Origin of the sequence: Mesorhizobium sp. M4B.F.Ca.ET.058.02.1.1, assembly GCF_003952505.1 — a bacterium.
GTDB lineage: Bacteria > Pseudomonadota > Alphaproteobacteria > Rhizobiales > Rhizobiaceae > Mesorhizobium.
In genome coordinates, this window is the sequence record NZ_CP034450.1 from 3,837,555 (window position 1) to 3,862,700 (window position 25,146).

21 protein-coding genes, 1 tRNA gene and 2 pseudogenes are annotated in these 25,146 nt (G+C 64.6%); 7 read left to right on the forward strand and 17 right to left on the reverse strand.

Translation table 11 applies throughout. The features are described from left to right. The first annotated feature begins 21 nt into the window (after window positions 1–21). On the forward strand, window positions 22–951 hold the full coding sequence (locus EJ073_RS18735; protein WP_126057066.1) for a DUF1003 domain-containing protein: 930 nt from the start codon (window positions 22–24) through the stop codon (window positions 949–951). Window positions 952–1,143: 192 nt separating this feature from the next. After that, window positions 1,144–1,220 (forward strand) — tRNA-Arg (locus EJ073_RS18740). A gap of 51 nt (window positions 1,221–1,271) precedes the next feature. Here EJ073_RS18740 and EJ073_RS18745 read toward each other — a convergent pair. Then, a complete protein-coding gene (locus EJ073_RS18745) occupies window positions 1,272–2,156 on the reverse strand; it encodes a coniferyl-alcohol dehydrogenase (protein ID WP_245455286.1) in 885 nt (294 codons plus the stop codon). Next, complete coding sequence (locus EJ073_RS18750) at window positions 2,062–3,537, reverse strand: benzaldehyde dehydrogenase (protein ID WP_210211256.1); 1,476 nt, start codon at window positions 3,535–3,537, stop codon at window positions 2,062–2,064. The genes EJ073_RS18745 and EJ073_RS18750 overlap by 95 nt, the downstream gene beginning before the upstream one ends. A 429-nt stretch (window positions 3,538–3,966) precedes the next feature. Here EJ073_RS18750 and EJ073_RS32955 point away from each other — a divergent pair. Continuing rightward, window positions 3,967–4,071 (forward strand): annotated as a pseudogene (locus tag EJ073_RS32955) (sugar ABC transporter ATP-binding protein); the annotation flags it as partial. Window positions 4,072–4,152: 81 nt separating this feature from the next. Here EJ073_RS32955 and EJ073_RS18760 read toward each other — a convergent pair. The 4 genes from EJ073_RS18760 to EJ073_RS18775 form a co-directional block, all read right to left on the reverse strand. Then, the gene (locus EJ073_RS18760; RefSeq protein WP_126057068.1) at window positions 4,153–4,953 is read right to left on the reverse strand and encodes a class I SAM-dependent methyltransferase; all 801 of its coding nucleotides are present in this window, start codon (window positions 4,951–4,953) and stop codon (window positions 4,153–4,155) included. A 93-nt stretch (window positions 4,954–5,046) separates the two neighbouring features. Next, on the reverse strand, window positions 5,047–5,583 hold the full coding sequence (locus EJ073_RS18765) for a GNAT family N-acetyltransferase (protein WP_126057069.1): 537 nt from the start codon (window positions 5,581–5,583) through the stop codon (window positions 5,047–5,049). Beyond that, complete coding sequence (locus tag EJ073_RS18770; RefSeq protein WP_126057070.1) at window positions 5,583–5,888, reverse strand: DUF1778 domain-containing protein; 306 nt, start codon at window positions 5,886–5,888, stop codon at window positions 5,583–5,585. Before EJ073_RS18770 ends, EJ073_RS18765 begins: the two co-directional genes overlap by 1 nt. Window positions 5,889–5,959: 71 nt before the next feature. Continuing rightward, complete coding sequence (locus EJ073_RS18775; RefSeq protein WP_189347671.1) at window positions 5,960–7,075, reverse strand: LacI family DNA-binding transcriptional regulator; 1,116 nt, start codon at window positions 7,073–7,075, stop codon at window positions 5,960–5,962. 618 nt (window positions 7,076–7,693) lie between these two features. On the opposite strand from EJ073_RS18775, the gene EJ073_RS18780 reads away from it, so the two are divergent. The 3 genes from EJ073_RS18780 to EJ073_RS18790 all read left to right on the forward strand — a co-directional run bounded on the left by EJ073_RS18780 (window position 7,694) and on the right by EJ073_RS18790 (window position 11,373). After that, window positions 7,694–8,656 carry a sugar-binding protein gene (locus tag EJ073_RS18780; protein WP_126057071.1) on the forward strand — a complete coding sequence of 321 codons (963 nt, stop codon included), beginning with the start codon at window positions 7,694–7,696 and terminating at the stop codon, window positions 8,654–8,656. Between the two features lie 114 nt (window positions 8,657–8,770). After that, entirely contained in the window at window positions 8,771–10,315 is a 1,545-nt protein-coding gene (locus EJ073_RS18785; RefSeq protein WP_126059274.1) for a sugar ABC transporter ATP-binding protein, read from the forward strand. Between the two features lie 62 nt (window positions 10,316–10,377). After that, the gene (locus EJ073_RS18790; protein ID WP_126057072.1) at window positions 10,378–11,373 is read left to right on the forward strand and encodes an ABC transporter permease; all 996 of its coding nucleotides are present in this window, start codon (window positions 10,378–10,380) and stop codon (window positions 11,371–11,373) included. A 290-nt stretch (window positions 11,374–11,663) separates the two neighbouring features. On the opposite strand, the pseudogene EJ073_RS18795 reads toward EJ073_RS18790, so the two are convergent. From EJ073_RS18795 to EJ073_RS18840, 10 genes and pseudogenes are all read right to left on the reverse strand, one after another. Then, window positions 11,664–12,815 (reverse strand): annotated as a pseudogene (locus tag EJ073_RS18795) (integrase core domain-containing protein); the annotation flags it as partial. 206 nt (window positions 12,816–13,021) lie between these two features. Next, on the reverse strand, window positions 13,022–13,651 hold the full coding sequence (gene phnN / locus EJ073_RS18800) for a phosphonate metabolism protein/1,5-bisphosphokinase (PRPP-forming) PhnN (RefSeq protein ID WP_189347775.1): 630 nt from the start codon (window positions 13,649–13,651) through the stop codon (window positions 13,022–13,024). Further along, entirely contained in the window at window positions 13,648–14,787 is a 1,140-nt protein-coding gene (locus EJ073_RS18805) for an alpha-D-ribose 1-methylphosphonate 5-triphosphate diphosphatase (protein ID WP_126057073.1), read from the reverse strand. The genes phnN and EJ073_RS18805 overlap by 4 nt, the downstream gene beginning before the upstream one ends. A 50-nt stretch (window positions 14,788–14,837) precedes the next feature. Continuing rightward, the gene (locus EJ073_RS18810; RefSeq protein ID WP_126057074.1) at window positions 14,838–15,545 is read right to left on the reverse strand and encodes a DUF1045 domain-containing protein; all 708 of its coding nucleotides are present in this window, start codon (window positions 15,543–15,545) and stop codon (window positions 14,838–14,840) included. A gap of 181 nt (window positions 15,546–15,726) precedes the next feature. Next, window positions 15,727–16,539 carry a 5-deoxy-glucuronate isomerase gene (iolB, locus tag EJ073_RS18815; protein ID WP_126057075.1) on the reverse strand — a complete coding sequence of 271 codons (813 nt, stop codon included), beginning with the start codon at window positions 16,537–16,539 and terminating at the stop codon, window positions 15,727–15,729. A 14-nt stretch (window positions 16,540–16,553) separates the two neighbouring features. Next, window positions 16,554–16,766 (reverse strand): DUF3329 domain-containing protein, encoded by a 213-nt coding sequence (locus EJ073_RS18820; RefSeq protein WP_126057076.1) that lies wholly within the window; start codon window positions 16,764–16,766, stop codon window positions 16,554–16,556. A 65-nt stretch (window positions 16,767–16,831) separates the two neighbouring features. Continuing rightward, window positions 16,832–17,746 (reverse strand): myo-inosose-2 dehydratase, encoded by a 915-nt coding sequence (gene iolE, locus EJ073_RS18825; RefSeq protein ID WP_126057077.1) that lies wholly within the window; start codon window positions 17,744–17,746, stop codon window positions 16,832–16,834. Window positions 17,747–17,787: 41 nt separating this feature from the next. Then, window positions 17,788–19,632, reverse strand: a complete 1,845-nt coding sequence (gene iolD, locus EJ073_RS18830; RefSeq protein WP_126057078.1) for a 3D-(3,5/4)-trihydroxycyclohexane-1,2-dione acylhydrolase (decyclizing) — start codon at window positions 19,630–19,632, stop codon at window positions 17,788–17,790. A gap of 36 nt (window positions 19,633–19,668) precedes the next feature. Continuing rightward, complete coding sequence (gene iolC / locus EJ073_RS18835; RefSeq protein ID WP_126057079.1) at window positions 19,669–21,597, reverse strand: 5-dehydro-2-deoxygluconokinase; 1,929 nt, start codon at window positions 21,595–21,597, stop codon at window positions 19,669–19,671. A gap of 156 nt (window positions 21,598–21,753) precedes the next feature. Continuing rightward, a complete protein-coding gene (locus tag EJ073_RS18840) occupies window positions 21,754–22,599 on the reverse strand; it encodes a MurR/RpiR family transcriptional regulator (protein ID WP_189347856.1) in 846 nt (281 codons plus the stop codon). Window positions 22,600–22,849: 250 nt separating this feature from the next. Between EJ073_RS18840 and EJ073_RS18845 the strand changes: the two genes are divergently transcribed. Continuing rightward, on the forward strand, window positions 22,850–23,959 hold the full coding sequence (locus tag EJ073_RS18845) for a Gfo/Idh/MocA family oxidoreductase (RefSeq protein ID WP_126057081.1): 1,110 nt from the start codon (window positions 22,850–22,852) through the stop codon (window positions 23,957–23,959). A 368-nt stretch (window positions 23,960–24,327) separates the two neighbouring features. On the opposite strand, the gene EJ073_RS18850 is transcribed toward EJ073_RS18845, so the two are convergent. Beyond that, window positions 24,328–25,029 carry a YafY family protein gene (locus EJ073_RS18850; protein ID WP_126057082.1) on the reverse strand — a complete coding sequence of 234 codons (702 nt, stop codon included), beginning with the start codon at window positions 25,027–25,029 and terminating at the stop codon, window positions 24,328–24,330. Window positions 25,030–25,146 lie beyond the last annotated feature (117 nt).

Sequence of the window (25,146 nt, forward strand, 5' to 3'; positions counted from 1 at the left end):
GCCGAAACAGGAGCACTGACCATGGCCGGCGACCCGAAGGCGCAGAAGACGGAAGACGACGAAACCCACTCGGCCGGCGAATATCTCGAGGCCTCCACCTTGCCGGAAGACCTGCACGAAGCGGCCGACGAGATCCTCGAAGCGCCGGAGGTGCCGGATTCCGAGCCCGCCCCGGCCGGACCTGCCGCATCGCGGGTAAAACCGAAGAAAAAACCGTCGGCGATCAGCGGCCGGAAATTCCGCAAGCGCGACCTGGTGCGCATCGACGATTTGCGGCCGAGCCTTTCCGACCGCATCCGCGCCGACCATCCCGACCTGCCGCGCGGCGCCCGCATCAGCCGCGAGGAGCTCGCCCGCTACCGCATGCGCTACATGGAAGAACTGCTGCAGCAGGAGCACGGCGAATTCTCCGAGCTCGACCGCCAGGTGGTCGAATCGATCGCCAGGCAGGACACGATCTCGGAAAACTCGGAAGAGGAGTTCGAGGAGCACCGCTCGTTCGCCGACCGCGTCTCCGACTCGATGGCCGAGTTCGGCGGCAGCTGGTGGTTCCTGATCTCGTTCGCCAGCGTGCTCTTGATCTGGATCGGCATCAACCTGTTCGAGGGCATGGCGGGCGCCTTCGACCCCTACCCGTTCATCCTGCTCAACCTGATGCTGTCCTGCATCGCCGCTATCCAGGCGCCGGTGATCATGATGAGCCAGAAGCGGCAGGAAGCGAAGGACCGGCTGCGCTCCTTCAACGACTACCGGGTGAACCTGAAGGCCGAGCTGGAAGTGCGGCACCTGCACGAAAAGCTCGACTACCTGATCTCGCGCCAATGGCAGCGGCTGGCGGAAATGCAGCAGATGCAGCTCGATGCCATGCACGAGCTGACAGGGGCGAAGAAGGTGAAGCGGACGGCGGGCGGGGTGCGGCGGCGGGCGGCGAGGAGCGAGGCGGCGGGGTGAGGCGTCGGAGCAGCAAGGTTGCTAACGACGCAGATACGGCGCAGCCTTGACCGCCACATACGCCCTCGGGAAGCCTAACCGCTCCTGTGGCGTCAAATGCCTTGCCACCCCAATTGGCCGTTGAAGCCTTCGCGTGCTTCCGCTAAGAAGCCGTGGCTGGCTGGTTCACCGGCTGGTTCGTTTTACCGGGAAGCACCCGTAGCTCAGCTGGATAGAGCGCTGCCCTCCGAAGGCAGAGGTCACAGGTTCGAATCCTGTCGGGTGCGCCAATTTCAAGTAAGTATCCATAGCTTTCGCACCGATCGCGCGAGAACGCCGCGTCAGAGATAGGTGGAGGCCAGGCCACCGTCGACCGGCAGGTTGACGCCATTGATCCAGCGCGCCGCGTCCGAGCACAGGAAGACGACGGCCGGGGCGATCTCGTCTGCAAAGGCAGGGCGCTTCATTCTGCCACTGTCAACCTCGACCCGATCCTGACCAAGCATGGTGATGAAGTCGCCGAGGATTGGCGTAAAGACCGGGCCGGGCGCAACAGAATTCATGCGGATGTCACGCGAGAGGAAGAGCTGCTGCGCCCGCATGAACGTCCAGACGATCAGGGCTTCCTTGAAATATTGATAGCAGGTGTCATGCGAAACCGGATTCGCAGCCAACCAATCATGACCAGACTGGAAGGTCCCGGTCGTTGCCAGGTCCTTGTGCCGGGCGAGGCGTTCCGGCCATGCGGCGCCCAAAATCGAGGCGAAGTTGACGATTGCCGCGCCCGGCGAAAGCCTGCCGACCACAGTCTCGGTCAGGTGACGCAGGCCGAGATAGTTGACGCGGGCGACCGTATCCTTGTCGGCGGTGCCCGGCACGCCTGCCGCGTTGACCAGCCCATCGAATTGCGCGGGCAAGAACGAAACGGCCTCGTCGATCGTATCCGGCTTCGAGAGATCGGCCTTCACGAAGCCATCCAGGGTAACCGTGGGATCATTGCGGTCGATGCCGATTACCCTGGCGCCATGGAAGCGGGCGAGACGGGCGACCTCGGCTCCGATCCCCGAAGACGCGCCCGTAATGACCAGAAGCTTGTTGGAGAGATTCATGGTTCGATCTTTCGTGGATTGGTCAAAATGGATAGAGCGTTGCTTGTTCCTTGACGGAAATCCACATCCACTGCGTGAATTCCTCCCAGATCGCCGGGCCTGAGACGCGGCTGCCATTGCCCGAGCGCCGCCGGCCGCCGAAAGGTGCGTGCGGCCCGGCGTTGACGGTCTGATCGTTGATGTGCAGATGGCCGACCTCCAGTCTTTCGCCAACCGACCGGGCGCGGTCGACGGAGGCCGAAATGACGCCGGCGGCGAGGCCATATTCGGAGCTGTTGACGAGAGAGATCGCTGCCTCTTCGTCGCGGAACGGGGCAATGCAGGCGACGGGCCCGAAGATCTCTTCCTCGAACGCACGCATCCCCCGCTCGATGCCGAACAGAACCGTTGCCGGATAGAAGCGGCCGCTTGCCTTGCCTCCGGCGAGCAGCTTTGCGCCCTTGGCGACGGCATCGTCGACGATGCCCTGGATTCTGTCGACCTGGGCATCGGAAATGATGGGGCCAAGCGCCACCTGGTCGGTCGAGGGATCGCCGGCAACCAGGTGTCCGGCCCTGGCGGCAAGGCGCGAAGCAATCGCATCGGCATGCTTCTCGTCGACAAGGATGAGACCGGTCGACATGCAGATCTGGCCCTGATGCAGGAAGCAGCCCCAGGCGGCATTCGACGCCGCGATGTCCGGATCGGCATCATCGAGGATGATCAGGGCGTTCTTGCCGCCGAGCTCAAGCTGAACCTTCTTCAGATGCTTGCCGGCCAGTTCGCCGACCCGGCTCCCGGCGGCCGCCGACCCCGTGAACGAGACCATTGCGATGTTCGCATCCGTGCAGAGGGCCTCGCCGGCGTCAATTCCGCCGGGGACGACATGGAGGACACCTGCGGGCAGGCCCGCTTCCTCGAACAGGCGTGCAATGATGATGCCACCGGAAATCGGCGTGCGCGGGTCCGGTTTGTGGACGACGGCGTTGCCTGTCGCCAAAGCGGCGGCAATCGCGCGGACAGAGAGGACAAGCGGAAAATTGAACGGCGAGATAATTCCGACCACGCCGTGCGGCACCCGCCGCGCATGGTTCTGGCGTCCAGCATCCATGGTGGGAAGGGCGATGCCATTCGGCTCGACAGCGGCAGCCGCGGCGTGGCGGATGAAGGCTGCCCCGTGATCGATCTCGATTTGCGCCTTCGCCCGGATGGAGCCGGATTCGCGCATTATCCAGCCGACCAGCTCTTCGCCATTGGCTTCCAGGATATCGGCCGCCTTGTTCAATATGGCCGCGCGCTCGGAGGGACGTTTCGCCGCCCAGGCCGGCTGCGCCAGATAAGCCCCAACCGCGGCTTGCCCGATGTCTGCCGCGCCGCCGACGCCCACCGAGGCCACCAACATGGCGGTCGCGGGATTGCGCACCTCGGCGACGCCGGCAGCCGTCTCACGCCAGCCACCCAGAAATGCCTTGCCGGTCCAGCGCGCCTCGTCGATGAAGCTCCTGCTTTGGATGTTCACTCGTTGATCCTCCCTTGCAAACATTCGCAATTGCTCTGCTGCGCGCGCGGGGCATCTGGTCCTGCCGCTGCCAGCGCCCGCAGCACGTGAATCTTGCCGGAGGCTGTTCGCGGCAACGCCTCAAGCGCACAGAATGTCTTTGGTACTTTGTAGGCTCAAGCGCTTGGTGCAGTGGCTAACGAGCGCGGTGGCATCGAGGATGCAGCCTGGCCCCATCACCAAGACGGGGCCGACTTCACCCATTACACCGCGACCTCGGCACTGTGTGGCTCCTCCCTTGCCATCATTCGCTATGTCAAATAGCATTATTGCTATGCCGCATAGCATAGTATTGCTATCTGTCATAGTCTTTTTTGAGATTCCGGAAAGCCAAGCGGCGCAGAGCGGCGCGCTCGACAGATTGGTTGGTTGCGATCTGCGCCGGGCATCATCGTTGCAGTCTCCGACCGCATTGCCGTGCCGAGGCGCGGGGTGTCCGGCGAGCGCAAGATCTCCGAGACCAACCATGACGAGGTCGTCAAGCTGATGGTCGGCGTTGGAGGAATTACAGGAAAAGTACGCGGCGGTTTTCCGTCCGGAATTGCATCAAAACAAGTACTTAGCGCGAAAACGCCTCTAGCGAACAACGCCCCGGCAGGCCCAGGCGACATTGGCGAACGAGCGCGGGCCGTCGGGCCGGCCGGCCTGATAGGCATCGCGGACGGCGGCTTCGATGCGCGTCCGCTCTGCGGCGTCGACCGTGGACATGTATTTGCCGAGCGGCCCCTCGCCGGCGCCGATCGGCGCCCAGTAGTCGTCGAAATCCGCATAGTCCATGCGGATCATCAGCTCGGTCTCGGTGACGTCGGCAAGACCCTGCTCGACAAAGGTCCGCTTCATCTCGCCCGGCTGCATCATCGGCTGGAAGCAATAGCGGCTGCGCATCTGGCGGCCGCTTTCGCTGAGCGCGGCAACCGTGTCGATCATCATGCGCATGCCGGGCATGCCGCCGAGATGGTCCCACACCACCGCCGCGATCACGCCGCCGGGCCGCGTCACGCGGCGCATCTCGGCCACCGCCTTGCCGGTTTCCGGCACGAAGTGGAGCACGAGCAGGGCAAGGGCGCGGTCGAATGCGTCGTCCGCGAACGGCAAGGCGGTAGCGTCCGCTTGGCTGAAGGTGATGCGCGAATCGGTGTTGCGTGCCTTGGCCGCCTCGATGAAGACGGGCGAGAAGTCGATGGCCTGGATTTCGGCGAGGCCGGCGGATTTCGCCAGCTCGAAGGTCAGGCTGCCGGTGCCGCAGCCGACGTCGAGGATCTTCTCGCCGCCGGCCAGGCCGGCGAAGTCGATGAATTTGGGCGCCAGCCTGCGGCTCCAGCGTCCCATCAGCTGCTCGTAGCCGGATGCCTGGTGCACGGTGAAGCTCGACGTCATCTCGCTCTCCCTTCGCTGGCCTCAGGCTAGTCCTCGACGGGATCGATGCCAAGTGGTGGTAAGACGACCTCGTCGTTCGAGCGGCCGGACGACTCAGACTTTCGAGAACAATGCCTGCACTGTCTCGATCGGCATCAGCATCACTCGCTCGCCCAGCGGAGACAGAATGAAGCCGTGCCGCTGATAGAAGCCGACGGCGTCATCGTCTATCGCATGCGCCACCACGGCGCGAACCCCGGCGATCTCCGACACGGCCAAGCAGCGACGCAGCGCATCGGCAAGCAGGTCCCCGCCAAGCCCAAGTCCCTGGAATGCCTGATCGACCGCCAGGCGGCCGATCAGCAGCAGCGGGACCTGCTCGGGCATACCCCGCCTCAGCTTCGCGCTTGGCAGCGCGATCCGTTCTTCCATCGCCGTCGAGATCGCATAGTAGCCGATGACGCGATTATTCATGTTCGCGTCACAGATCACATAGGTCCGGGCGGACAGGCCCTCGCCGGCAAGAGCGCGATTGCGCAACCAGTCATCGAGCGTGGGATGCCTGCCGTTACGAAACGGGGACACATCGTGGCCGACGGTCAGCCGTTCCGGAGGGCTGACCCGCAACCCCGGCCCTCCACCAGCAGGCATCAGCGCTCCCAGGCGGGCTTGCGCGTCATGCGCGCGCGAAGTTCCTCGTTCGGTTTGTCGGGGGCGTCGAGCAGATCGAGCAATTTCTGATGCGCGTCGGCATCGAGAAAGAAGGCGCGCTGGTCGAGAATGGTTTCTTCAGCCTGCCTGCGGGCGCTGTCCAGCATGAATTCCGACAGTTTCTGCCCGCGCAAACCCGCGGCGCGGCTGAGAATGGCCTTCGTCCCCGCCGAAGCGCGGATCTGAATCACATCATCCTTTCGCGCCGCATCGCGATCGCGGCCGGCATGATTGGACTGCGGCATCGAAATCCTCCTGCATCAGGATCAGATATCTAGCAATTGTCATGACAATGTCAATACAGGCTCGCAGGATCTCACCCCGTAGCGTCCCGGACCCCGAGCCTGCCCACGCTCTCCCGCTCCACCAGCGGGCATTCCAGCTTGGTGATGGGATAGCGGCCGCGGCCCGGCGTGGGCGGCGCTTCCAACTGCTCGATCGCCCATTGGCCCATCGCCATATGCGGCAGGATCGATGTCGTCAGCGGCGGGAACAGATGGCGGGCGATCTCCTCGTCGTCATAGCCGACGACGGAAATATCCTCGGGGATATGCAGGCCGGCCTCCTTCAGCGCCTCGTAGCAGCCGATCGCGGTGCGGTCGTTCTGGCAGAAGATGGCGGTCGGGCGCTCCTTCAGGGCGAGCAATTTGACGGTCGCGGCATAGCCGGCGCTGGCCGACCAGTCGCCCTCGACCACCAGCTCCGGATCGAAAGGAATGTCGGCGGTGGCGAGCGCGCGGCGATAGCCTTTCAGCCTATCTTGAGCCGCTTGCATCCAGGGCTCGCCGGTGATGGTGGCGATACGGCGGTGGCCGTGGCCGATGAGATGCCTTGTCGCGCTCTGGCCGCCGGCGATCTCGGAGGGCACTACCGCCGGGAAGGCATAGTCGGCGGTGTAGCAGTTGAGCAGGATGACCGGGATGTCGAGGCTATAGAGGAACTCGGGCGCCGCGATCTCGCGGGTGAAGATGGTCATGTAGATCAGCGCCGAGATGCCGCGCCTGGTCAGCGCCTGGATGGCGCGCGGCTCCATGACGGCGTCGCCCATGGTCTGCGCGACAAGCAGCACGTTGCCGGCATTCCAAGAGGCCTGGCGCGCGCCCTCGATGGCGACCACCGCCTCGGGGCTGGTGGCGAGCTGGTCGACGGCGAAGCCGATGACGCCGTCCAGCCCCTCGAAGGGCGTCACCGGCGGCCGCAGGGCGGAAAACACCGGCGGCGAGTAACCCAGCGACCGCGCCGCTTCGATCACCCGGTCGCGGGTCTGCTGCGAGAGCCGTATGCCGGGCGAATTGTTGAGTACGAACGACACCGTCGCCTGCGAGCAGCCGGCGGCCCTGGCGATGTCGGTCATGGTGACGCGGCCTTTGGGCCTGGCGGCGCGTCGCCTGGACGCCTCCGGGGGATCGCGCAATTCCGTCGGTTCGCTCATGGTCGTTTTCCCAACCCCGGCCGGTTGTTAAGCAAAGGCCGGCAGCAACGGCAAGATGGCTTTCGTGGAAGCTCATTTATCGAAATGCAGCTGATTATAACTATTATCACACGCGACGCGTTCCGCGCCAGCCGCGCCGCACGCCGACGAAACGACCGGACAAGGTCAGCAAAGCTGACGATTTTCCTTAGAATTTCCGCGCGATGGCCCGCTTTGCCGCTGGCGCTCTTATTCCTCCCTTGCGCTCTGCTTTGGCTGCCAGATCTCCCGCCCGGGCGGGATCGGCCATCCTCGATAACTAATACTATTTACTAATAGCCGTAAGCGTTCTACTGTCAACTCGTCGTTACCGGACCCGGGCTTCCGGCTGGTGGCGTAAAGGCGTGCGATGCGGTGCGCCATCGGGCCGGCAAGCCGCCGGAAGAGGGTCGCCGCACACTCACGAAAATGTCAGACAAATCGGACTATTTACGAACTGCGAATGAGTGTCTAGTGTCTCGGTCGCGGCTGGATTGGCGCCATTCTCAGGTTGCCGGATCTGGGGCCAAACCCTTGAGGAGAGGGGCGCCCGCGCCGCAAGCGACACATTCTGTCTGTGTTTCAAAAGGGAGGTTGAACATGAAATCTGTGATCCGAACTGCGTCCATCGCCGCCGCGGCCCTGGCGCTCGGCCTGTCGGCAAGCGCGATCGCGCGCGCCGACGACAAGCCGACGCTGGCCTTCGTCGTCAACGGCGCATCCGACTTCTGGAAGGCGGCGGAAGCCGGCGTGAAGAAGGCGCAAGGCGAGCTTCCGGACTACAATCTGGAGCTGAAATATCCGGAGCAGTCGTCCGTCGCCATCCAGCAGCGGCTGATGGACGACCTGGTGACCGCCGGCGTCAAGGGCATCATGGTCTCCGCCGTCGACCCCAAGACCTCGACCGACGGGCTGAACAAGATCGCGTCCCAGACGGCACTGTTCACCACCGATTCGGACGCCCCGCAGACCAAGCGCGTCGCCTATATCGGCTCGTCCAACGTCGATGCCGGCAAGCAGGCCGCCGAGATCGCCAAGAAGGCGATGCCGGACGGCGGCAAGTGCCTGGGCTTCGTCGGCCTGCTCGGCGCCGACAATGCCAAAGAACGCATCGAAGGCATGAAGGACGGGCTCAAGGGCAGCAAGATCGAGCTGGTCGACGTTCGCGGCGACGACATCGATCAGGCGCGCGCCAAGAAGAATGTCGAGGACGCGCTGGTCGCCAGCCCCGACATCACCTGCATGGTCGGCTTCTACTCCTACAACACGCCGCGTATCTATGAAGCCCTGCGCGACGCCGGCAAGCTCGGCCAGATCACCGTCGTCGGCTTCGACGACGATCCGATCACGCTGGGCGGCGTCAAGGAAGGCACCGTTGCCGCCACCGTGGTGCAGCAGCCGTTCGAGTGGGCCTATCAGGGCATGAAGCTGATGGCCGCCTATCTCAAGGGCGACAAGTCGGGCATCCCGGAGGGCGGCCTGATCATCGTGCCGACAAAGATCATCGGCAAGGACGATGTCGACGCCTACGCCGCGAACCTCAAGGCGATGGCCGGCAAGTAGGACGACGCACGTTTCGCCGGCTCAGGGATCTGCCTTGAGTCGGCGATCATATTGACGGGCCCGCGAAGGCCCGTCAGTCTGAGGCCAAACGCCCACCGGCTGCTGTCAGGCGTGATGAATTATTCCGACGTATCCATCGCTCAATCCACGATTGCTCCGTTCCTGAGCCTGGACGGCGTGCGCAAAACCTATCCCGGCGTGGTGGCGCTGGACGGCTTCTCAATGGAGGTGCGGCCGGGCGAGGTGATCGGCCTGGTCGGCGAGAACGGCGCCGGCAAATCGACGCTGATGAAGATCCTCGGCGGCGTGACGCGGCCGGACAGCGGAACCATCATCGTCGACGGCGTCGCGCATGAGGGACTCACGGTCGAAGCCAGCATCGGTTCGGGCATCGCCTTTGTGCACCAGGAACTCAATCTGTTCGAGAATCTCGACGTCGCCGCCAATATCTTCTTCGGCCGCGAGCCGCTGCGGGCCGGGCCGCTGAAGCTGGTCGACCGCGGCAGGCTGCGCGACATGGTGGCGCCGCTGCTCAAGCGCGTCGGCGCCAATTTCTCAGCCGACGCGCCGGTCGCCTCGCTGTCGCTTGCCCAGCAGCAGATGGTCGAGATCGCCAAGGCGCTGTCGATCAAGGCGCGGCTGGTGATCCTCGACGAGCCGACCTCCAGCCTGCCGATCGCCGAGACCGACAAGCTGCTCGACGTCATCAAGGCGCTGAAGGTGGAAGGCATCAGCGTCATCTTCATCTCGCACCGGCTGCACGAGGTCGAGCGGGTCGCCGACCGCGTCGTCGTGCTGCGCGACGGCATGCTGGCCGGCACGCTGGCGAAAAGCCAGATCGACCACGACCAGATGGTCAAGCTGATGATCGGCCGCATGCTGAAGGAACGCGAGCGGGTTTCGGATTCCGCGCATGCGCCGGGCGGCGTCGCGCTCTCGGTCCGGGCTGTGCGCACCAGCGCCTATCCGGAGCGTCCCGTCGACCTCGAGGTCCGCCATGGCGAAATCCTCGGACTAGCCGGTCTGGTCGGCTCTGGCCGCACCGAGCTGGCGCGCGTGCTGTTCGGCATCGACGAATGCTTTGGCGGCAGCGTTACGCTCGACGGCAAGACGCTGAAGCTCGGCTCGGCCGCCGAGGCTGTCGCGAGCGGCATCTTCCTGGTGCCGGAGGATCGCAAGCTGACCGGTATCCTGCTCGACCTATCGATTGCCCAGAACATCTCGCTGCCCAACCTGCCGGCGCATGCGAAGCGCTCGCTGGTCTCGACGAGCGCGGAAGTTGCCACCGCGGAGAAGCAGAAGAGCAATCTCGGCATCAAGGCGCCGTCGGTCGCGACCCGCACCGGCACGCTGTCGGGCGGCAACCAGCAGAAGGTGGTGCTGGCCAAATGGCTGGCGATGAACCCCAAGGTGATGATCCTCGACGAGCCGACGCGCGGCATCGACATCGGCGCCAAGGCCGAGATCTACGGGCTGATGCGGGCGCTTGCCGATGCCGGCGTCGCGGTGCTGATGATCTCAAGCGACATGGAAGAGGTGATCGGGGTGTCGGACCGCATCGCGGTCATGCATGAGGGGCGGATATCCGGCATTCTCGACAAGGATCATTTCAGCCAGGAGAACGTGCTTCTGCTGGCTGTGGGCAAGACGCCGAAATAGTTTTGTTTGCCACAGGGTCCGGCCGCAAAACCGTGGACCCTGCCGTCAAGGGGAGGACAACGATGAGCAAGAAGGATCTCGGCCTGCTGGTCCTTATCTTGGTGGTCGGCGCCGTCGTGACGGCCATCAATCCGCGCTTCCTGTTGCCGATCAACCTCGCCAACACCTCCAACCTGATCGGGCTGTTCGGCATCCTTTCGATCGGCCAGGCCTTCGTCATCATCACAGGCGGCATCGAACTGTCGGTCGGCTCGCTTGTCGCGCTGCTCGGCACGCTGTTCATCGACTTCATCGCCGTGCGCGAGCTGGACTGGCCGCTGGCCTTCGTGCTGATCATCGCGCTCGGCGCCATCATCGGCCTGGTGCATGGCTGGCTGATCACGCGGCTGAAGCTGCAGCCCTTCGTGGTGACGCTGTGCGGCTTGCTCATCTACCGCGGCGTGGCGCGCTTCTACACCGCCGACGGCACGGCGGGCTTCGCCTTCGGCCAGAATTTCCCGGACCTCGAATTCCTCACCGCCGGACGCAGCTGGGGCGTGCCGAACAGCTTCATCGCGCTGATCATCATCGCCATCGTCATGTGGGTGGTGCTGCACCGCTCGGTATTCGGGCGCTATCTCTACGCCATCGGCAAGAACGAGGAAGCGGCGAAATATTCGGGCATTCGCACGGGCCGCATCGTCATGGCGGCCTACGTCATCTGCGGCGTGCTGACGGCGCTGTCGGCGATCTACTTCGCCATGTACACGCGCTCGATCTCGCCGGCGAGCCACGGCCAGTTCTACGAGCTCTATGCCATTGCCGCGGCCGTACTCGGCGGCTTCTCGCTGCGCGGCGGCGAAGGCTCGCTGATCGGCGTCATCCTCGGCACGGTGCTGCTGCAGGAGCTGCAGAACCTCGTCAACCTGCTTGGCATCCCGTCCTCGCTGAACTTCGCGGTGATGGGCGGGGTGATCCTGATCGGCGTGCTCGTCGACCAGCAATGGGGCGTGTTCCGGGCGCGGCGGCAGATGATCGACGCCACGCGCAGGAACGTCGCCGGCGCGCCGGCGGAGTAGCTTCCCTCGTTCGAGCTCGGCAGGCAGCGGGCAGTTTCAACTTCGCGGGCTGCCACCCTTTTTCGGACGTTGGCGCTGCCCCTGGCCTGCCTGCCGGCATCCTCTTCCCGTATAGTGACGGGGAGAGGGGCGCTCTCTTCGATGATTTCGCCAATTTCGAATGTTGCTAGATAGGCGCCGAGGCTGCGGTCGGTGTCCAGCCGATAGATGGGTAACAGTTTGAACCGGATACATAGGTAACAGTTCTCCCCCTGTTTGTCCGCTGCAGCGCCAAGCGGATTGGTTAGCGCGGCGCTGCAGCGGACAAGCGTCATACGCCTTGTGTCGATGATGCCGAGCTGGTGTGCATGGAAGGAAAGAGCCCATTGACCATCCTCGGTTTGGGCGGCCGCGACAGCTTCACCAACCAGTGCCTGCGAGACATAGACGAAGCCGCCGTTCCACCTGATCTCGCCATTGTGGCGTACATGACGGACCGCGGCCTCGGCCGGATAATCAGGCTCGGGCGGCATCGTCGGCATGGCGCGCCGGGAGGATCTGTAATGCTGGGCTGGAGTGTCCATGCCTAGCGCCTCATGGGGACGTTCTTCATTGTAGCTGCGCCGGAAGGCCTCGAAGGCGTGGCCCTGGGCCGCCCTGTCGGCCTCCGGTGCCTCGGCCAGCGGCAACAGGGTCAGATGAAAGCGCTCGTGGCGCCCGTTCTGCTGGGGTTTGCCGGGCGCGATCCGCTCCAGGGCGATGCCGAGTTTGATGAAGCGCACCGCAAGCGGTGTCAGCCCGGTGACACCGGCCGACGCGAAGGGCGGGCCATTGTCGCTTCGGAACCGGTCCGGCAGGCCATGCTCCTCAAACAGCCGCTCGAATACCGGCCAGGCCTCGGCATCCGCCGTCGAGCCGGTCGCTTCGAGCGCCAGCAAGTAGCGGCTCGACGCATCCATCACCGTCAACGGTTCGCAACGCCACCCGTCACGGGTCCGGAACCAGCCCTTGTGATCGCCGGTCCACACCGCGTTCGGCCCTTGCGGCTCCGGCCAAGGTCCATTGCCGCAGGCCCGCAGCCGGGTCCGCTTGCGGGCGCTGACAAGCCCATGCCGTGCAAGGATAGCGCCTGCCGTCGAGGCCGACGGCCAGATCAAGTCGGGAGCCGCGCGCTTGAGCCGCGCCACGATCTTCTTGGGCCCCCACAGCGGATGCGTCTCCTTCGCCGCCACGATCCGCTCGACAAGATCAAGGGCTGTCGCACGGCCATGATTGAGCGGCGCTCGCGGCCGATCGTGCAAACCTTCCGGGCCAAACTCCCGGTAGCGACCCAGCCATTTATAGCCGATCTTGCGCGAAATTCCGTAGGCCGCACAAAGCTCGCTCATCGTCTCTTCGCCAGAAAGGCAATCCACTACAAAACGAAGCCGCTCGTCCATGATGCCAGTCTCTCGCCAAACCATCGCCGGGTCCTCCGGCGAGGGAGAAAACTGTCACCTATGCAATCGGTCCATTCTGTTACCTATCTATCGGGTTCGGACACCGCCACCTTCTCCCCGTCACTATACGGGGAGAAATGCCCGGCAGGGCAATGAAGGGCGGCGCCGACATCAACAAGTCTCGGCTCAACCTCCCACATGCAAGCCGGCATCACCTGAATCAATTCACCTCAGATCATGCTGGACAGATCCGAAAACGCCATCGCCTTGCGCAGCACCTCGGCGAAGCGCTCGCCGGCGATGTCCTTGGCGCCGCTGTTGTCGATCGAGGTGACGTCCGGTCCGGAGAGCGCGATGCTGGCGCTGCGCGCCAGGCGCGCCAGCACCTCGCCGCGCGATTCACGGCCGCGCGCCGCCAGCCGCTCGGCGAGGATTTCCGGCGCCGCGGTGATCTCGACCACCGCCAGATTGGCGTAACGCTCGCGCAGCGCCGGAATAACAGACCGCGAGACGTTGGCGACCGCGACATGGCCGTTGGCGACCGCCCAGTCGACATCGGCGGGCAGGCCGTAGCGCAGGCCGTGGGCATCCCAACACAGGGCGAAAGCGCCGTCGGCTTCAGCCTCGGCGAAGGCGGCGTCGGCCAGCGTGTCGTGGTCCTCGCTCGCCGCATCGCTCGGACGGGTGATGACACGGCGCACGAATTCCAGCCGGGTCTCTTCGGCGAAGCGGGCCTTCGCATAGCCTATCACCGTGTCCTTGCCGGCGCCGCTCGGACCGACCACGGCGACGAAGACGCCGTTGCGGATCGGGAACCTCTCGGCCGACAGTTCGCGTTCGAGCAAGGCCGAGACCATCATGCTACCCGGCGCCCCTGCCGCCAGACGGTGCGCACGACCGGCACATGATCGTCGACGCGCACGCGCACCAGATCGGCGCGCCGGCCCGGCTCGATGACGCCGCGATCGTCGAGCCCGACCGCCTCCGCCGGGTTCCTCGAGACCATGGCAACCGCCTGCGGCAGCGAGATTCCCTCGACCACGTCGCCGAGGAAGAAGGCCGACTGGATCAGGCTGAAGGGGATGTAGTCGGACGACAATATGTCGAGCAGGCCATCGCCGGCCAGCGTACGGGCCGAGACGTTGCCGGAATGCGAGGCGCCGCGCATGACGTTGGGCGCCCCCATCAGCACGCCGAGGCCGGCCGCCTTCGAGGCCCGGGCCGCCTCCTCCGTAGTCGGGAACTCGGCGACGCGCACGCCTTGCTCGATCGCTTCCTCGACGTGGCCGGCGGTGGCGTCGTCATGGCTGGCGAGCACGATGCCGCGCTCGTGGCAGGCGGCGGAGAGGAAGACGCGGTTCGGACCGGAATTCATGGCCGATTCCGCCATGCGCTTTTCGCAGAACTTCCGGAAGTCGCGATCGGAGAGCTTCAGCTTGCGCTGGTAGTAATAGGCATAGGTTTCGAGATTGACGAACTGGCGCTGTCCTGGCGCATGGTCCATCAGCGACGCCAGCTTCACCCGCTCGTCGGTCTCGAAATTGGCGAAGGCCTTCAGGCAGTCCGGCGCCGACACCTCGCAGCGCAGATGGATGAAGTGGTCGGCCCTGAGCCGCTCCTGCTCGACGCTGTCCTCGATGGCGTCGGCAAGCTTGCGAATGTCGGCGGATGTGACGTCGGCGTCCTCGTCCATGCCGACACGCAAGGCATCGAGCACGGTGGTGATGCCGGCGGTCGCCACTTGCGCGTCATGAGCAAGCACGGCGGCGATCGGATTCCAGCGCACCTTCGGGCGCGGCGCGTAATGGCCTTCGAGGTGGTCGGTGTGCAGCTCGACCAGGCCGGGAATGATGTAGTCGCCGCCCATGTCCTCGCCGGCGCGGGCAGCACCCGGATCGATGGCGGCGATCAGGCCGTCGCGCAGCACCAGCGAGCCCTCGACGATCTCGTCGGCAAGCACGATGCGGGCATTGGTGAGAACGGTCTCGGCGGTCATTTCAGGCAGTCCTTGGTAATCAGGCAGTTTGGTCTCAAGCAGTTTTTGCCTCAGGCAGTTTTCCGGGCCGAGCGGCGTCCCAGCGCGTGGTGGGACAGCACCATGAACGGGGCGCCCGGTTCGGTTTCGACGAACAGCGTCAGCGCATCGACCAACACCGGCCGCAGCAGCACTTCCGTGAACAGGCTGTCGATTGCTGCGCGCAGACGAGGGCTTTCCTGTGACGCGACGCGGCCGGACAGCGTCATATGAAAGCGGAAGGTCTCGAAGACGTAAGGGTAGCCCCATTGGCACAGGTTGCGGAACTCGTCCGGCTTCAGCGAATCGGGGCTGCGGCGCTCGATCTCGGCCTCGGTCAGCGGCGCGCGGAAGCGGTCGAAGGCGAGCACGACATCGCCGGCGAAGCGGTTGAGCGCCGGCACTGGCGCTTCCGGCACCAGCGCGAAGAAGCCGTCGATCTGGCCGACGACCAGGCGCGGGATGATGACCGGCTGGGTCCCTTCGACAAAGCTGTCGAGCGCGGCGCGCAGAGAAGCCTCAGTCTCGTTCCCGGCCAGCCGGAATGGCGCCTTCAGCGTGGCATGGAAACCGTAACGGCGCGCCGAAGCGGTGTGGAAGGCAACTTCGGCCGCCGACAGCTCACCCACGGCCTCGACCGGCCGAGTGGCGGCGCCGAACGGGTCGCGTCCCAGCCAATTGGCGGCGATCCGCGCCAGCGGCTCGTCCTGGCTTGGGGTGAAATAGATGGCGTAGCGCATAAGAAGTCCTCGTCAGACCCGTTGCCATAGGTGATTTCCATGACGGATTGACGAAGCTTACGATGGTTTTCGATTGCAAATCGGCCAGGTAGGTCCTTAGCCGACGATTTTTCCGTGCTGGACCAATGGCTTCAACCGACCGCGAACCGGAAGCGATTCCGCTTGGCTGCAAAATGCTCAGTCAGGCCTTCATCAGCCATTCGTGCTCGGGCGCGTTGTGAAACTTCCAGGTGCGCTTCGGCCCGGCCATGACATTGAGATAGTAGAGATCGTAGCCATGGCAGGCGGCGCATGGGTGGTAGCCCTTCGGCACCAGCACCACATCGCCGTCCTCGATCGCCATCGCCTCGTCCAGCTCGCGCTCGCCATTCCTGCCGGCGTCGGTATAGACGCGCTGGAAGGCAAAGCCCTGCGGCGGGTTGAGGCGATGGTAGTAGGTTTCCTCGAGATAGGACTCCGCGGGGAGATTGTCCTGGTCATGCTTGTGCGGCGGATAGCTGGAGGTGTGACCGCCCGGCGTGATGACCTCGACCACCAGCAGCGAGTCGGCCGGCTTGCCTTCGGGCAGGATGTTGGTGACGTAGCGCGTGTTGGTGCCCTTGCCGCGCACTTCCTGGCCGAGATCCCGCGGAGCGATGACGCGGGCCGGCAGGCCGCCGCCCAGTCCGGGCGCCGAGCAGACGGCGAGTTCCAGCTCGGTGTCGGCGGTCACCGACCAGTTGGATCCCTCCGGCACATAGACCGACCAGGGCTTGCCCTCGAAGGGCGACATGCGCTCGCCGAGCAGGCCGAGATCCTTGCCGGCGGCGGACGCCTTGCCCTTGCCGGAGACGAAGACCAGGCAGACCTCGCGGTCGGCCGTTTCACCCGAAGCCGCCTCGCCGGACTTGAGCCGATGAAGGTCAAAGCCGACATAGGTCCAGCCGGCGCTTTGCGGCGTGACGTGGGCGACGCGGCCGTGGCCCTTGTCGGCCTTGACGAGCAGTTTGGACATTTTTGTCTCCTCAATCATTCCTTCGGTTCGGCCGGAGGCTTGGCCTCTTCAGCCGGCTTGTAGAGATAGAAGAACTGCCAGACGGCATAGCCGGCGAAGCCGAGCGCGATGACGCCCCAGAAAGGCGTGCCGGAAGCGAACTCGATCACCGACCAGGCCAGGCAGACAGCCACCACGGCGATGCGCCGCCACAGCGGCCGGAAGAACGGGTGCTCATAGTCTTTCATCGCGCCAATCCCCGGATTTAGCCAAAGCGCATCAGATAGACCGAGCGCCCTGACTAATCCACCGTTCAGGCCGGAAAACCCTGCGTCTCGACCGTGTAACCGGCGGCCGTCATCACCCGCATCAGTTCCTTGTAGCCGACCTGCGCCATCCTGAGCGGTGGATTTGCCTTCGGGTCCTGCTCGGCCTCGACCACGAACCAGCCTTCATAGCCATGGTCGGCAAACCGCTGCACGATGGCGCCGAAATCCAACGAACCGTCGCCCGGAACGGTGAAGGCGCCGAGCGCCACGGCATCGAGGAAGGACTGTTTCGTGCGGTCGAGCTTGTCGATCACGCCCATGCGCACATCCTTCACATGGACGTGGTTGATGCGCTTGTGGTGGTTGTCGATGGCGCGCAGCACGTCGCCGCCGGCAAAGGCGAGATGACCGGCGTCGAGCAGCAGCGGAATGCCCTCGCCGGAATGGCGCATGAAGGCATCGAGCTCCGGCTCGGTCTCGACGACCGCCGCCATGTGATGGTGGTAGGAAAGCGGCATGCCCTGCTCGGCGCACCATTCGCCGAATTCGGTCAGGCGCCTGCCATAGGCCTTCATCTCGTCACCGGAGAGTTTCGGCTTGGTGGAAAGCGGCTTCGAACGGTCGCCCTGGATGGAGCGGCCGACCTCGCCATAAACGATGCAGGGCGCGTTGACGGCCTTGAACAGGTCGATCATCGGCTGGATGCGGTCCTTGTTCCTGGCCATCTCCTCATCAACCAGCGTGCCGGAGAACCAGCCGCCGCACAGCGTGACGTCCGCCTCTTTCAGGATCGGCAGCATCACCTTCGGATCGTTGGGGAAGCGGCGGCCCATCTCCATGCCGGTGAAGCCGGCCGAGCGCGACTGGCGCAGACACTCCTCCAGCGACACGTCATCGCTCAGTTCCACGAGATCGTCGTTCCACCACGCGATGGGGGACATGCCCAGTTTGGCTTTCAAGTCGTCACTCCAATGTCGGTTCGTTGCGAGGCAGACGCGGCTCAGCCCTGACGGCTGCCCACGGCTTCCTCATATTTCTTGCGCGCCGCATTCACCTGTGGCCGCGACGAGACCTCCGGCACGGCGACATCCCACCAGTGGCCGCCGGCTTCGGTCGACACCAGCGGATCGGTGTCGATGACCAGCACGGTGGTCTTGTCATTGCCCTTGGCCCTGGCGAGCGCCGTCTCCAGTTCGGCAATCGACGCCACCTTCTCGGCCGTCGCGCCGAGGCTTGCCGCATGGGCGGCGAAGTCGACATCGGGCATCACCTCGTGGCGGGCGTCCTTCAGGAGATTGTTGAAGTTGGCGCCGCCGGTCGCCATCTGCAGCCGGTTGATGCAGCCATAACCGCGGTTGTCGAGCAGCACGATGGTGAGCTTGAGGCCGAGCATCACCGAGGTCGCTATCTCGGAATTGAGCATCAGGTAGGAGCCGTCGCCGACCATGACGACGACCTCCTGGTCGGGCTTCGCCATCTTGACGCCGATCCCGCCGGCTATCTCGTAGCCCATGGTCGAGAAGCCGTATTCGGCATGGTAGGAACCGGGCGCGCCGGCCTGCCAGAGCTTGTGCAACTCGCCGGGCAGACCGCCTGCCGCATGCAGCAAGGTGACGCCTGAGCCCATGGCGCGCTGCACGGCGCCGATCACTTGCGCGTCGGACGGATAGGCGGCATTGGTCGAGGCCGTCACCTTGGCGGCGGCAGCCTGCCACTCCGTCTTGCCCTTCAGGGCATTGTCGGTCCAGGCGGCCGGCGCCTTCCAGCCCTTGAGCGCAGCGGACAGTTCCGCCAGCCCTTCGGCCGCGTCGGCGACCAGCGGCAGCGCCCAGTGCTTGCCGGCATCGAAGACCTGCGTGTTCAGCCCAATGATAGTGCGGCCGGCATTCTTGAACAGCGCCCAGGAGCCGGTGGTGAAATCCTGCAGCCTGGTGCCGACGGCGAGCACGACATCGGCCTCTTCCGCCAGCCGGTTGGCGGCGGAGGTGCCGGTGACGCCGACCGCGGCCATGTTGAGCGGATGATCATCAGACAGCGAGGATTTGCCGCCTTGCGTCTCGCAGACCGGGATGCCGGCGCCCTGCACCAGCTTGGCCAGTTCGCCCGAGGCCTGCGAATAGAGGACGCCGCCGCCGGCAATCACCAACGGCTTCTTCGCGCTCTTCAGCGCCGCGACGGCGGCGGCCAGTTCGTTGCGGTCCGGACGAACCCGGCGCGGCGTCCAGAGGCGCTCGGCAAACAGGCTTTCGGGATAATCGTAGGCCTCGGCCTGCACGTCCTGGCAAAGTGAGAGCGTCACCGGGCCGCATTCGGCCGGGTCAGTCAGCACCTGCATGGCGCGGTTGAGCGCCGGGATGATCTGCTCCGGTCGCGTGATGCGGTCGAAATAGCGCGACACGGCGCGGAAGCAGTCGTTGACGCTCGCCGTGCCGTCGGAAAAATCCTCGGCCTGCTGCAGCACCGGATCGGGCAAGCGGTTGGCGAAGACATCACCCGGCAAAAACAGGACAGGCAACCGGTTTACGTGTGCCAGGGCTGCCGCCGTCACCATGTTCAGCGCACCGGGACCGATCGAGCTGGTCGCGGCCATGAAGCGGCGGCGGAAATTGGCCTTGGCATAGGCGATCGCCGCATGCGCCATCGCCTGCTCGTTGTGGGCACGGAAGGTCGGCAATCCGTCGCGCACCTGGTAGAGCGCCTCGCCGATCCCGGCGACGTTGCCATGACCGAAGATCGCCCAGACGCCGCCGAAGATCGGTACTTTCTGGCCGTCGATCTCGGTCATCTGGCGCGACAGGAAGCGGGTCACGGCCTGCGCCATCGTCAGGCGAACGGTCTTCGTCATTTGTCGTTTCCTCCGGCTTTCGTTAGCGCCGTTTTCTCATGCTGCCTTGCGGCCGCGCGCGGCAAGCCACGCCTCGGTCAACTGTTCGAAGCGAGCAGCCATGTCGGCCACCGCCTCCTCATCCGACATCTTGCCGGCCAGCCATTGTTCGGCGGCGTTGATGAAGATGGTGCGACCGACGGCAAAGCCCTTGACGATCGGTGCCTTGGCGGTAGCGGCAAACGCCGCGACCAGCTCGTCCTGCGGCGCCTCCAGCCCGAGCAGCACGACACCGCGGCACCATGGATCGTTCTTGACGATCACCGCCTCGATCTTGGCCCAGGCGCTTGCGGATGCCTGCGGCTCGAGCTTCCACCAGTCGGGCTTGATGCCCAGCGCGTAGAGTTCCTCCAGCGCGCGCGGAATGGTGGTGTCGTCGAGCTTGCCGTGCTTGCCGGCGATGATCTCGACGAGAAGCTCCCTGCCCACTTTCCGCGCGGCCTCGAACAGGCTGCGCAGCTTCTGCTGCTGCTCTAGCTTCAGCGCCTCGGGGTCGTCCGGGTGGTAGAAGCACAGGCATTTGATGCAGTGCTCGACCGGCCAGTCGATTAGCTGCGAGCCGATGTCTTGCGAGAATTCGAAGCGCAGCGGTCGCGAGCCCGGCAGCTCGACCGGACGGCCAAGCCAGGCGAAGGGATGGCGGGCGAATTCGAACATGGCGTCGCGGCCGTATTTCTCGTCGAGCAGCATGCCGTAACCGGCGCGGCCGGCGGCGACCCTGGCCGCCGCCTTGACGGTCAGCACCTTGAAATCCTCGATGCGCGCGACATCGGCACCGGCCTTGGCGGCGACGTCCTCGAGCTGGATTCGATGGTCACAGGCGAGCGCCATCAGCGAGGGAACATCGCGCCGGCGCGTCGTCGCCCAATGGATGTGGTTGATGGCCTCGTCCTTGCGCAGCGCCAGATGCTTGCTGCCGTGCTTGAGGAAGTACTGCAATTCCTCGAAGGTCGGATATTCCGGCGCGCAGAGCAGGCGCGACACCGCGAAGGCGCCGCAGGCATTGGCCCAGGTCGCAGCCGTGGCAAAACTTTCACCGCCGAGCCAGCCGCGCAGGAAGCCCGACATGAAGGCATCGCCAGCGCCGAGCACGTTGTAGACCTCGATCGGGAAGCCCTTGCCGACGACGCCGTCCTCGAGGTCGTCGCTGATCGGCCCGTCATAGACGATGCAGCCCATGGCGCCGCGCTTGAGCACGATGGTGGCCGAGGACAAGGAGCGGATGGTCTTCAGCGCGCTCAGGCAATCGTCGGCGCCCGAGGCGATCATGATCTCCTCCTCGGTGCCGACGATCAGGTCGCAATCCGGCAGCACCGTCTTCAGCTGGGCCGAGACGCGGTCCGACTTGACGTAACGCTCGAAGCCCTCGGCATGGCCGGCGAGGCCCCAGAGGTTGGGACGGTAGTCGATGTCGAAGACCACCTTGCCGCCCTTGGCCTTCATGATGCGGATCGCCTTGCGCTGCGCGGCATCGCTGTTAGGCCGCGAGAAATGCGTGCCGGTGACGACGATCGCGCGGGCAGAGGCAATAAACGCCTCGTCGATATCCTCCTCAGCCAGCGCCATGTCGGCGCAGTCGGAGCGGTAGAAGATCATCGGCGAGACGCCTTCGTCCTCGACCGAGAGCAGCACCAGCGCGGTCAGCCGCTCCTTGTCGGTCTTCAGCCCATCGACCGAGACGCCTTCACGCTTGAGCTGCTCGCGGATGAAGCGGCCCATCTGCTCGTCGCCGACGCGGGTGAGCAGCGCCGAGCGCAGGCCGAGCCTGGCGGTGCCGACGGAGATGTTGGCCGGGCAGCCGCCGACCGATTTGGCGAAGGAGGTGATGTCCTCCAGCCGTGAGCCGATCTGCTGGCCATAGAGATCGACCGAGGCGCGACCGATGGTGATGACGTCGAGCGCTTTCGCTTCCACGGCTTCGCCCATTCGAACCTCCCATCGGCCTTATTGTCTTGAGCAACCCCGTTTTGGGGTACACGCGCGAGCGGCAGCGTGACGCCTGAATTATGAAATAATAATTCCAATCTGTAGTCAAGATGGAATGAGCATTCCCTAGCCGAAAAAGACTGCAGGCCAAGCCGTTCAGCCCTTGCGCTTGCGGCCCGTGTCGCGCCGCTTCTCGCCGACTGCGACGGTCAGCGCCATGGCCAGCGCCATGGTCGCCGACAGCGAGCGGAAGCCGGCGAAATCGGCCTCGGCGACCTCGAACCAGACCTCGGCGAACTGGGCCAGCGGCGAGAACGACGAGTCGGTGATGGCGACGATCGGCACGCCCTGTTCGGAAATGGAACGCGTCTCTTCGATGGTCGCCGGCGCGTAAGGAGAAAAGCTGATGGCGATGACGGCGTCCCTCGGCGTGGCAAAGCCGATCATCTCCGCGTTCAGCCCGGCGGCCGACTCGATCAGCTGGTTGCGGATCTTGAGCTTGCCCAGCGCATAGGCGATGTAGGAGGCGACCGGGTAGGAGCGGCGCTTGGCCAGCACATAAATGGTCTCGGCCTTGGCCAGCAGCGCGATGGCCTCCTCGAAATGCGGTTCGTTCAGCGTGCGCGAAATGTCACTCAGCGAGGTACTGGCGGCGGCGACGAAACCGTCGAAGATCGCCCGGTGGCCGGCGCCTTCCTCGGCCTTGGCGCGCAAGGCGGCCAGCCGCTCGTCATAGGAGGAATTGCGTTCGCGCAGGCGCTCGCGGAACACAAGCTGCAGGCTGGTGAAGCCGTCGAAGCCAAGCTGCTGGGCGAAGCGGATCAGCGTCGAGGGCTGGACGCCGGCGGAGGCGGCGATGCTGGCAGCGGTGCCGAAGGCGATGTCGTCGGGATTGTCGAGCGCATAGGCGGCGATCTGCGCGATGCGCTTGGGCAGGCTCTGGCGCCGCTCCAGGATCGTCGCGCGCAGCGTCTCGAAATCGCGGGGAACCCGTTCGTCCATTGTCGCTCCGCCCACGGCCATACCGATAGTTCCCTCTCCTGCCTCATCATAGCGACTTCACGCAAGAACGCCATAAAAAATGATTTGGACATTCCATTCCAAGCGGAAATGGATTAATTCATCCACGCGAAATTCTTCCCCAGAACGGTTCCTGGAAACGCAGAACCGTTCTAGCTGTTTGTTGACGCAATTCCGGACGGAAAGCCGTTTCTTACTTTTCCTGGAATTGCTCTGGCGCGGAGACATCCAAATGGTCGGAGTGGGCCTCATCGGCACGGGTTTCATGGGCAAGTGCCATGCCATCGCCTGGAGCTCTGTCGCCACCGTGTTTCCCGACGTGGCCAAGCCGAAGCTGGTGCATCTCGGCGAGGTCAATGACGAGCTTGCCAAACGCAAGGCCGGTGAATTCGGCTTCGCGAAAGGCTCCGGCGACTGGCGCGCCGTGGTCGACGACCCGGAGGTCGAGATCGTCTCGCTGACCACGCCCAACCAGTACCATCCGGAAATGGCCATCGCCATCCTCGAAGCCGGCAAGCATCTCTGGTGCGAGAAGCCGATGGCGCCAGGCTTCACGGAAGCCGAGGCGATGGCAGAGGCGGCCGGGAAATCCGGCAAGGTGGCGGCGCTCGGCTACAATTACATCCAGAACCCTGCCATCCGCCATATCGGCGCGCTGCTCGAGGAGAAGATTATCGGCGAGATCAACCATCTACGCATCGAGATGGACGAGGACTTCATGGCCGACCCCGAGGCGGCGTTCTTCTGGAAGCACGAGGCGGCGTCGGGCTACGGCGCGCTCGACGATTTCGCCGTGCATCCGCTGTCGCTGATCAAGGTGCTGTTCGGCCGCGTTGGCCGCGTCATGTGCGACATGGCCAAGCCTTATGCCGACCGCAAGGTCGCATCCGGGGGGCGCCGCGCGGTCGAGACCTACGACATCGCCAGCGTGCTGATGCATCTCGAGAACGGCATAGCCGGCACGCTGCTGGTCAACCGCTCGGCCTGGGGCCGCAAGGGCCGCATCGCCATCCAGATCTTCGGCTCGAAGGGCTCGATCCTCTACGACCAGGAGAGGTTCAATGAGTTCCAGCTCTACCTGACGGCCGACAGGCCGACCGAGCAGGGCTACCGCACGATCCTGGTGGCGCCGCACCACAAACCTTACGACGCCTTCGTGCCGGCGCCGGGCCACGGCCTCGGCTTCAATGACCTCAAGATCATCGAGTGCCGCGAGCTCCTGCTGCGGCTTGCCGGCAAGCCGGCGAGGATCATCGACTTCGACGAGGGGCTGGAGATCGAGCGCACCGTGCATGCGATGGCGCGCTCGTTCCAGGAACAGCGCTGGGTGGACGTGCGGTAATTTCACGTCGTTCGCCGACGCGAAGAAAGGTTGCTGGCTTTCCCGCGAACCTTCGTAAACGTTTGCGATTGGACGCAGCTTTCCGACTTCGTCATCCTTGGGCGTAGCGACGCGAAGCGGAGTGAAGACCCAAGGATCCATGCCGTTACCTCGGCCGAAGGATGCAGCGGCGCAGAATTCTGCACCGTCGCAACGCTTCAACGTCACGGCATGGATCCCATGGTCTGCGCCGCGTCGCTTCGCTCCTTGCTCCGCCATAGGATGACGACCTGATGGGCGTTTCGGCCAATCTCCGAAGGTTCCGAGATACCAAGGTAAGCACAACGCGACAGGTCGGAATTTCCGCGGTACGTATCTTGAGATCCCTCTCAGGCGCTCGCAGCCGATTCGTTGATCTCCCAGCCGTCCACCCAGACCTGCCGCAGCCGGTCGCCTTCGCCCTTGAACCATAGGCCCGCCAGCCGGCAGTCCTCGATGCGGTCGCTGCGGAAGTTGCGGATGGCCTGGCGCAACTCGCACCAGGCGACGATGTTGGCGGTCTCGGCGTAGTAGATGAGCGCGACAGGCCGGATGATGCGCTTCGTGTTGCGGCCCGCTTCATCGCGATATGAAAGGTCGAGCTTCTCCTCGTCGCGAATGGCACGGCGCACCAAGGCAAGATCGACCGCCGAAGCCGAAGGCGCTGCAAAACCCCAGGCGTGCAGAGCATTGGCGTCGAGCGCATGGCGCAAGGGCGGCGGCACCGCGCCGGCGATCTTGGCGCTTACGCGCTTGGCGGCCTGCTTGAGCTCGTCGTCGCCGGTGCGCTCGAGCAGGGCCAGCGACAGCACGATCGCCTCCATCTCCTCGATCGAGAACATCAGTGGCGGCAGGTCGAAGCCTGGACGCAGGACGTAGCCAATGCCGCGCCCGCCCTCGATCGGAACGCGCATCGCCTGAAGTGCCGCGATATCGCGATAGATCGAGCGCACTGTCACTTCCAGCTGTTCGGCAATCATGGCCGCCGTCACCGGCTGCCTAGCCAGCCGCAGGATCTGGATGATCTCGAACAGGCGCGAGGCCTTGCGCATTTCCTTACCAGCTCCGAACGCAACTGACACATCCCCGTCAGTTGCGATGAACTATAGGGCCGCTTACCGGCTTGAAAATCAATAGATTCATTGGCGCCTTGCGGGGCGCGGCGACAG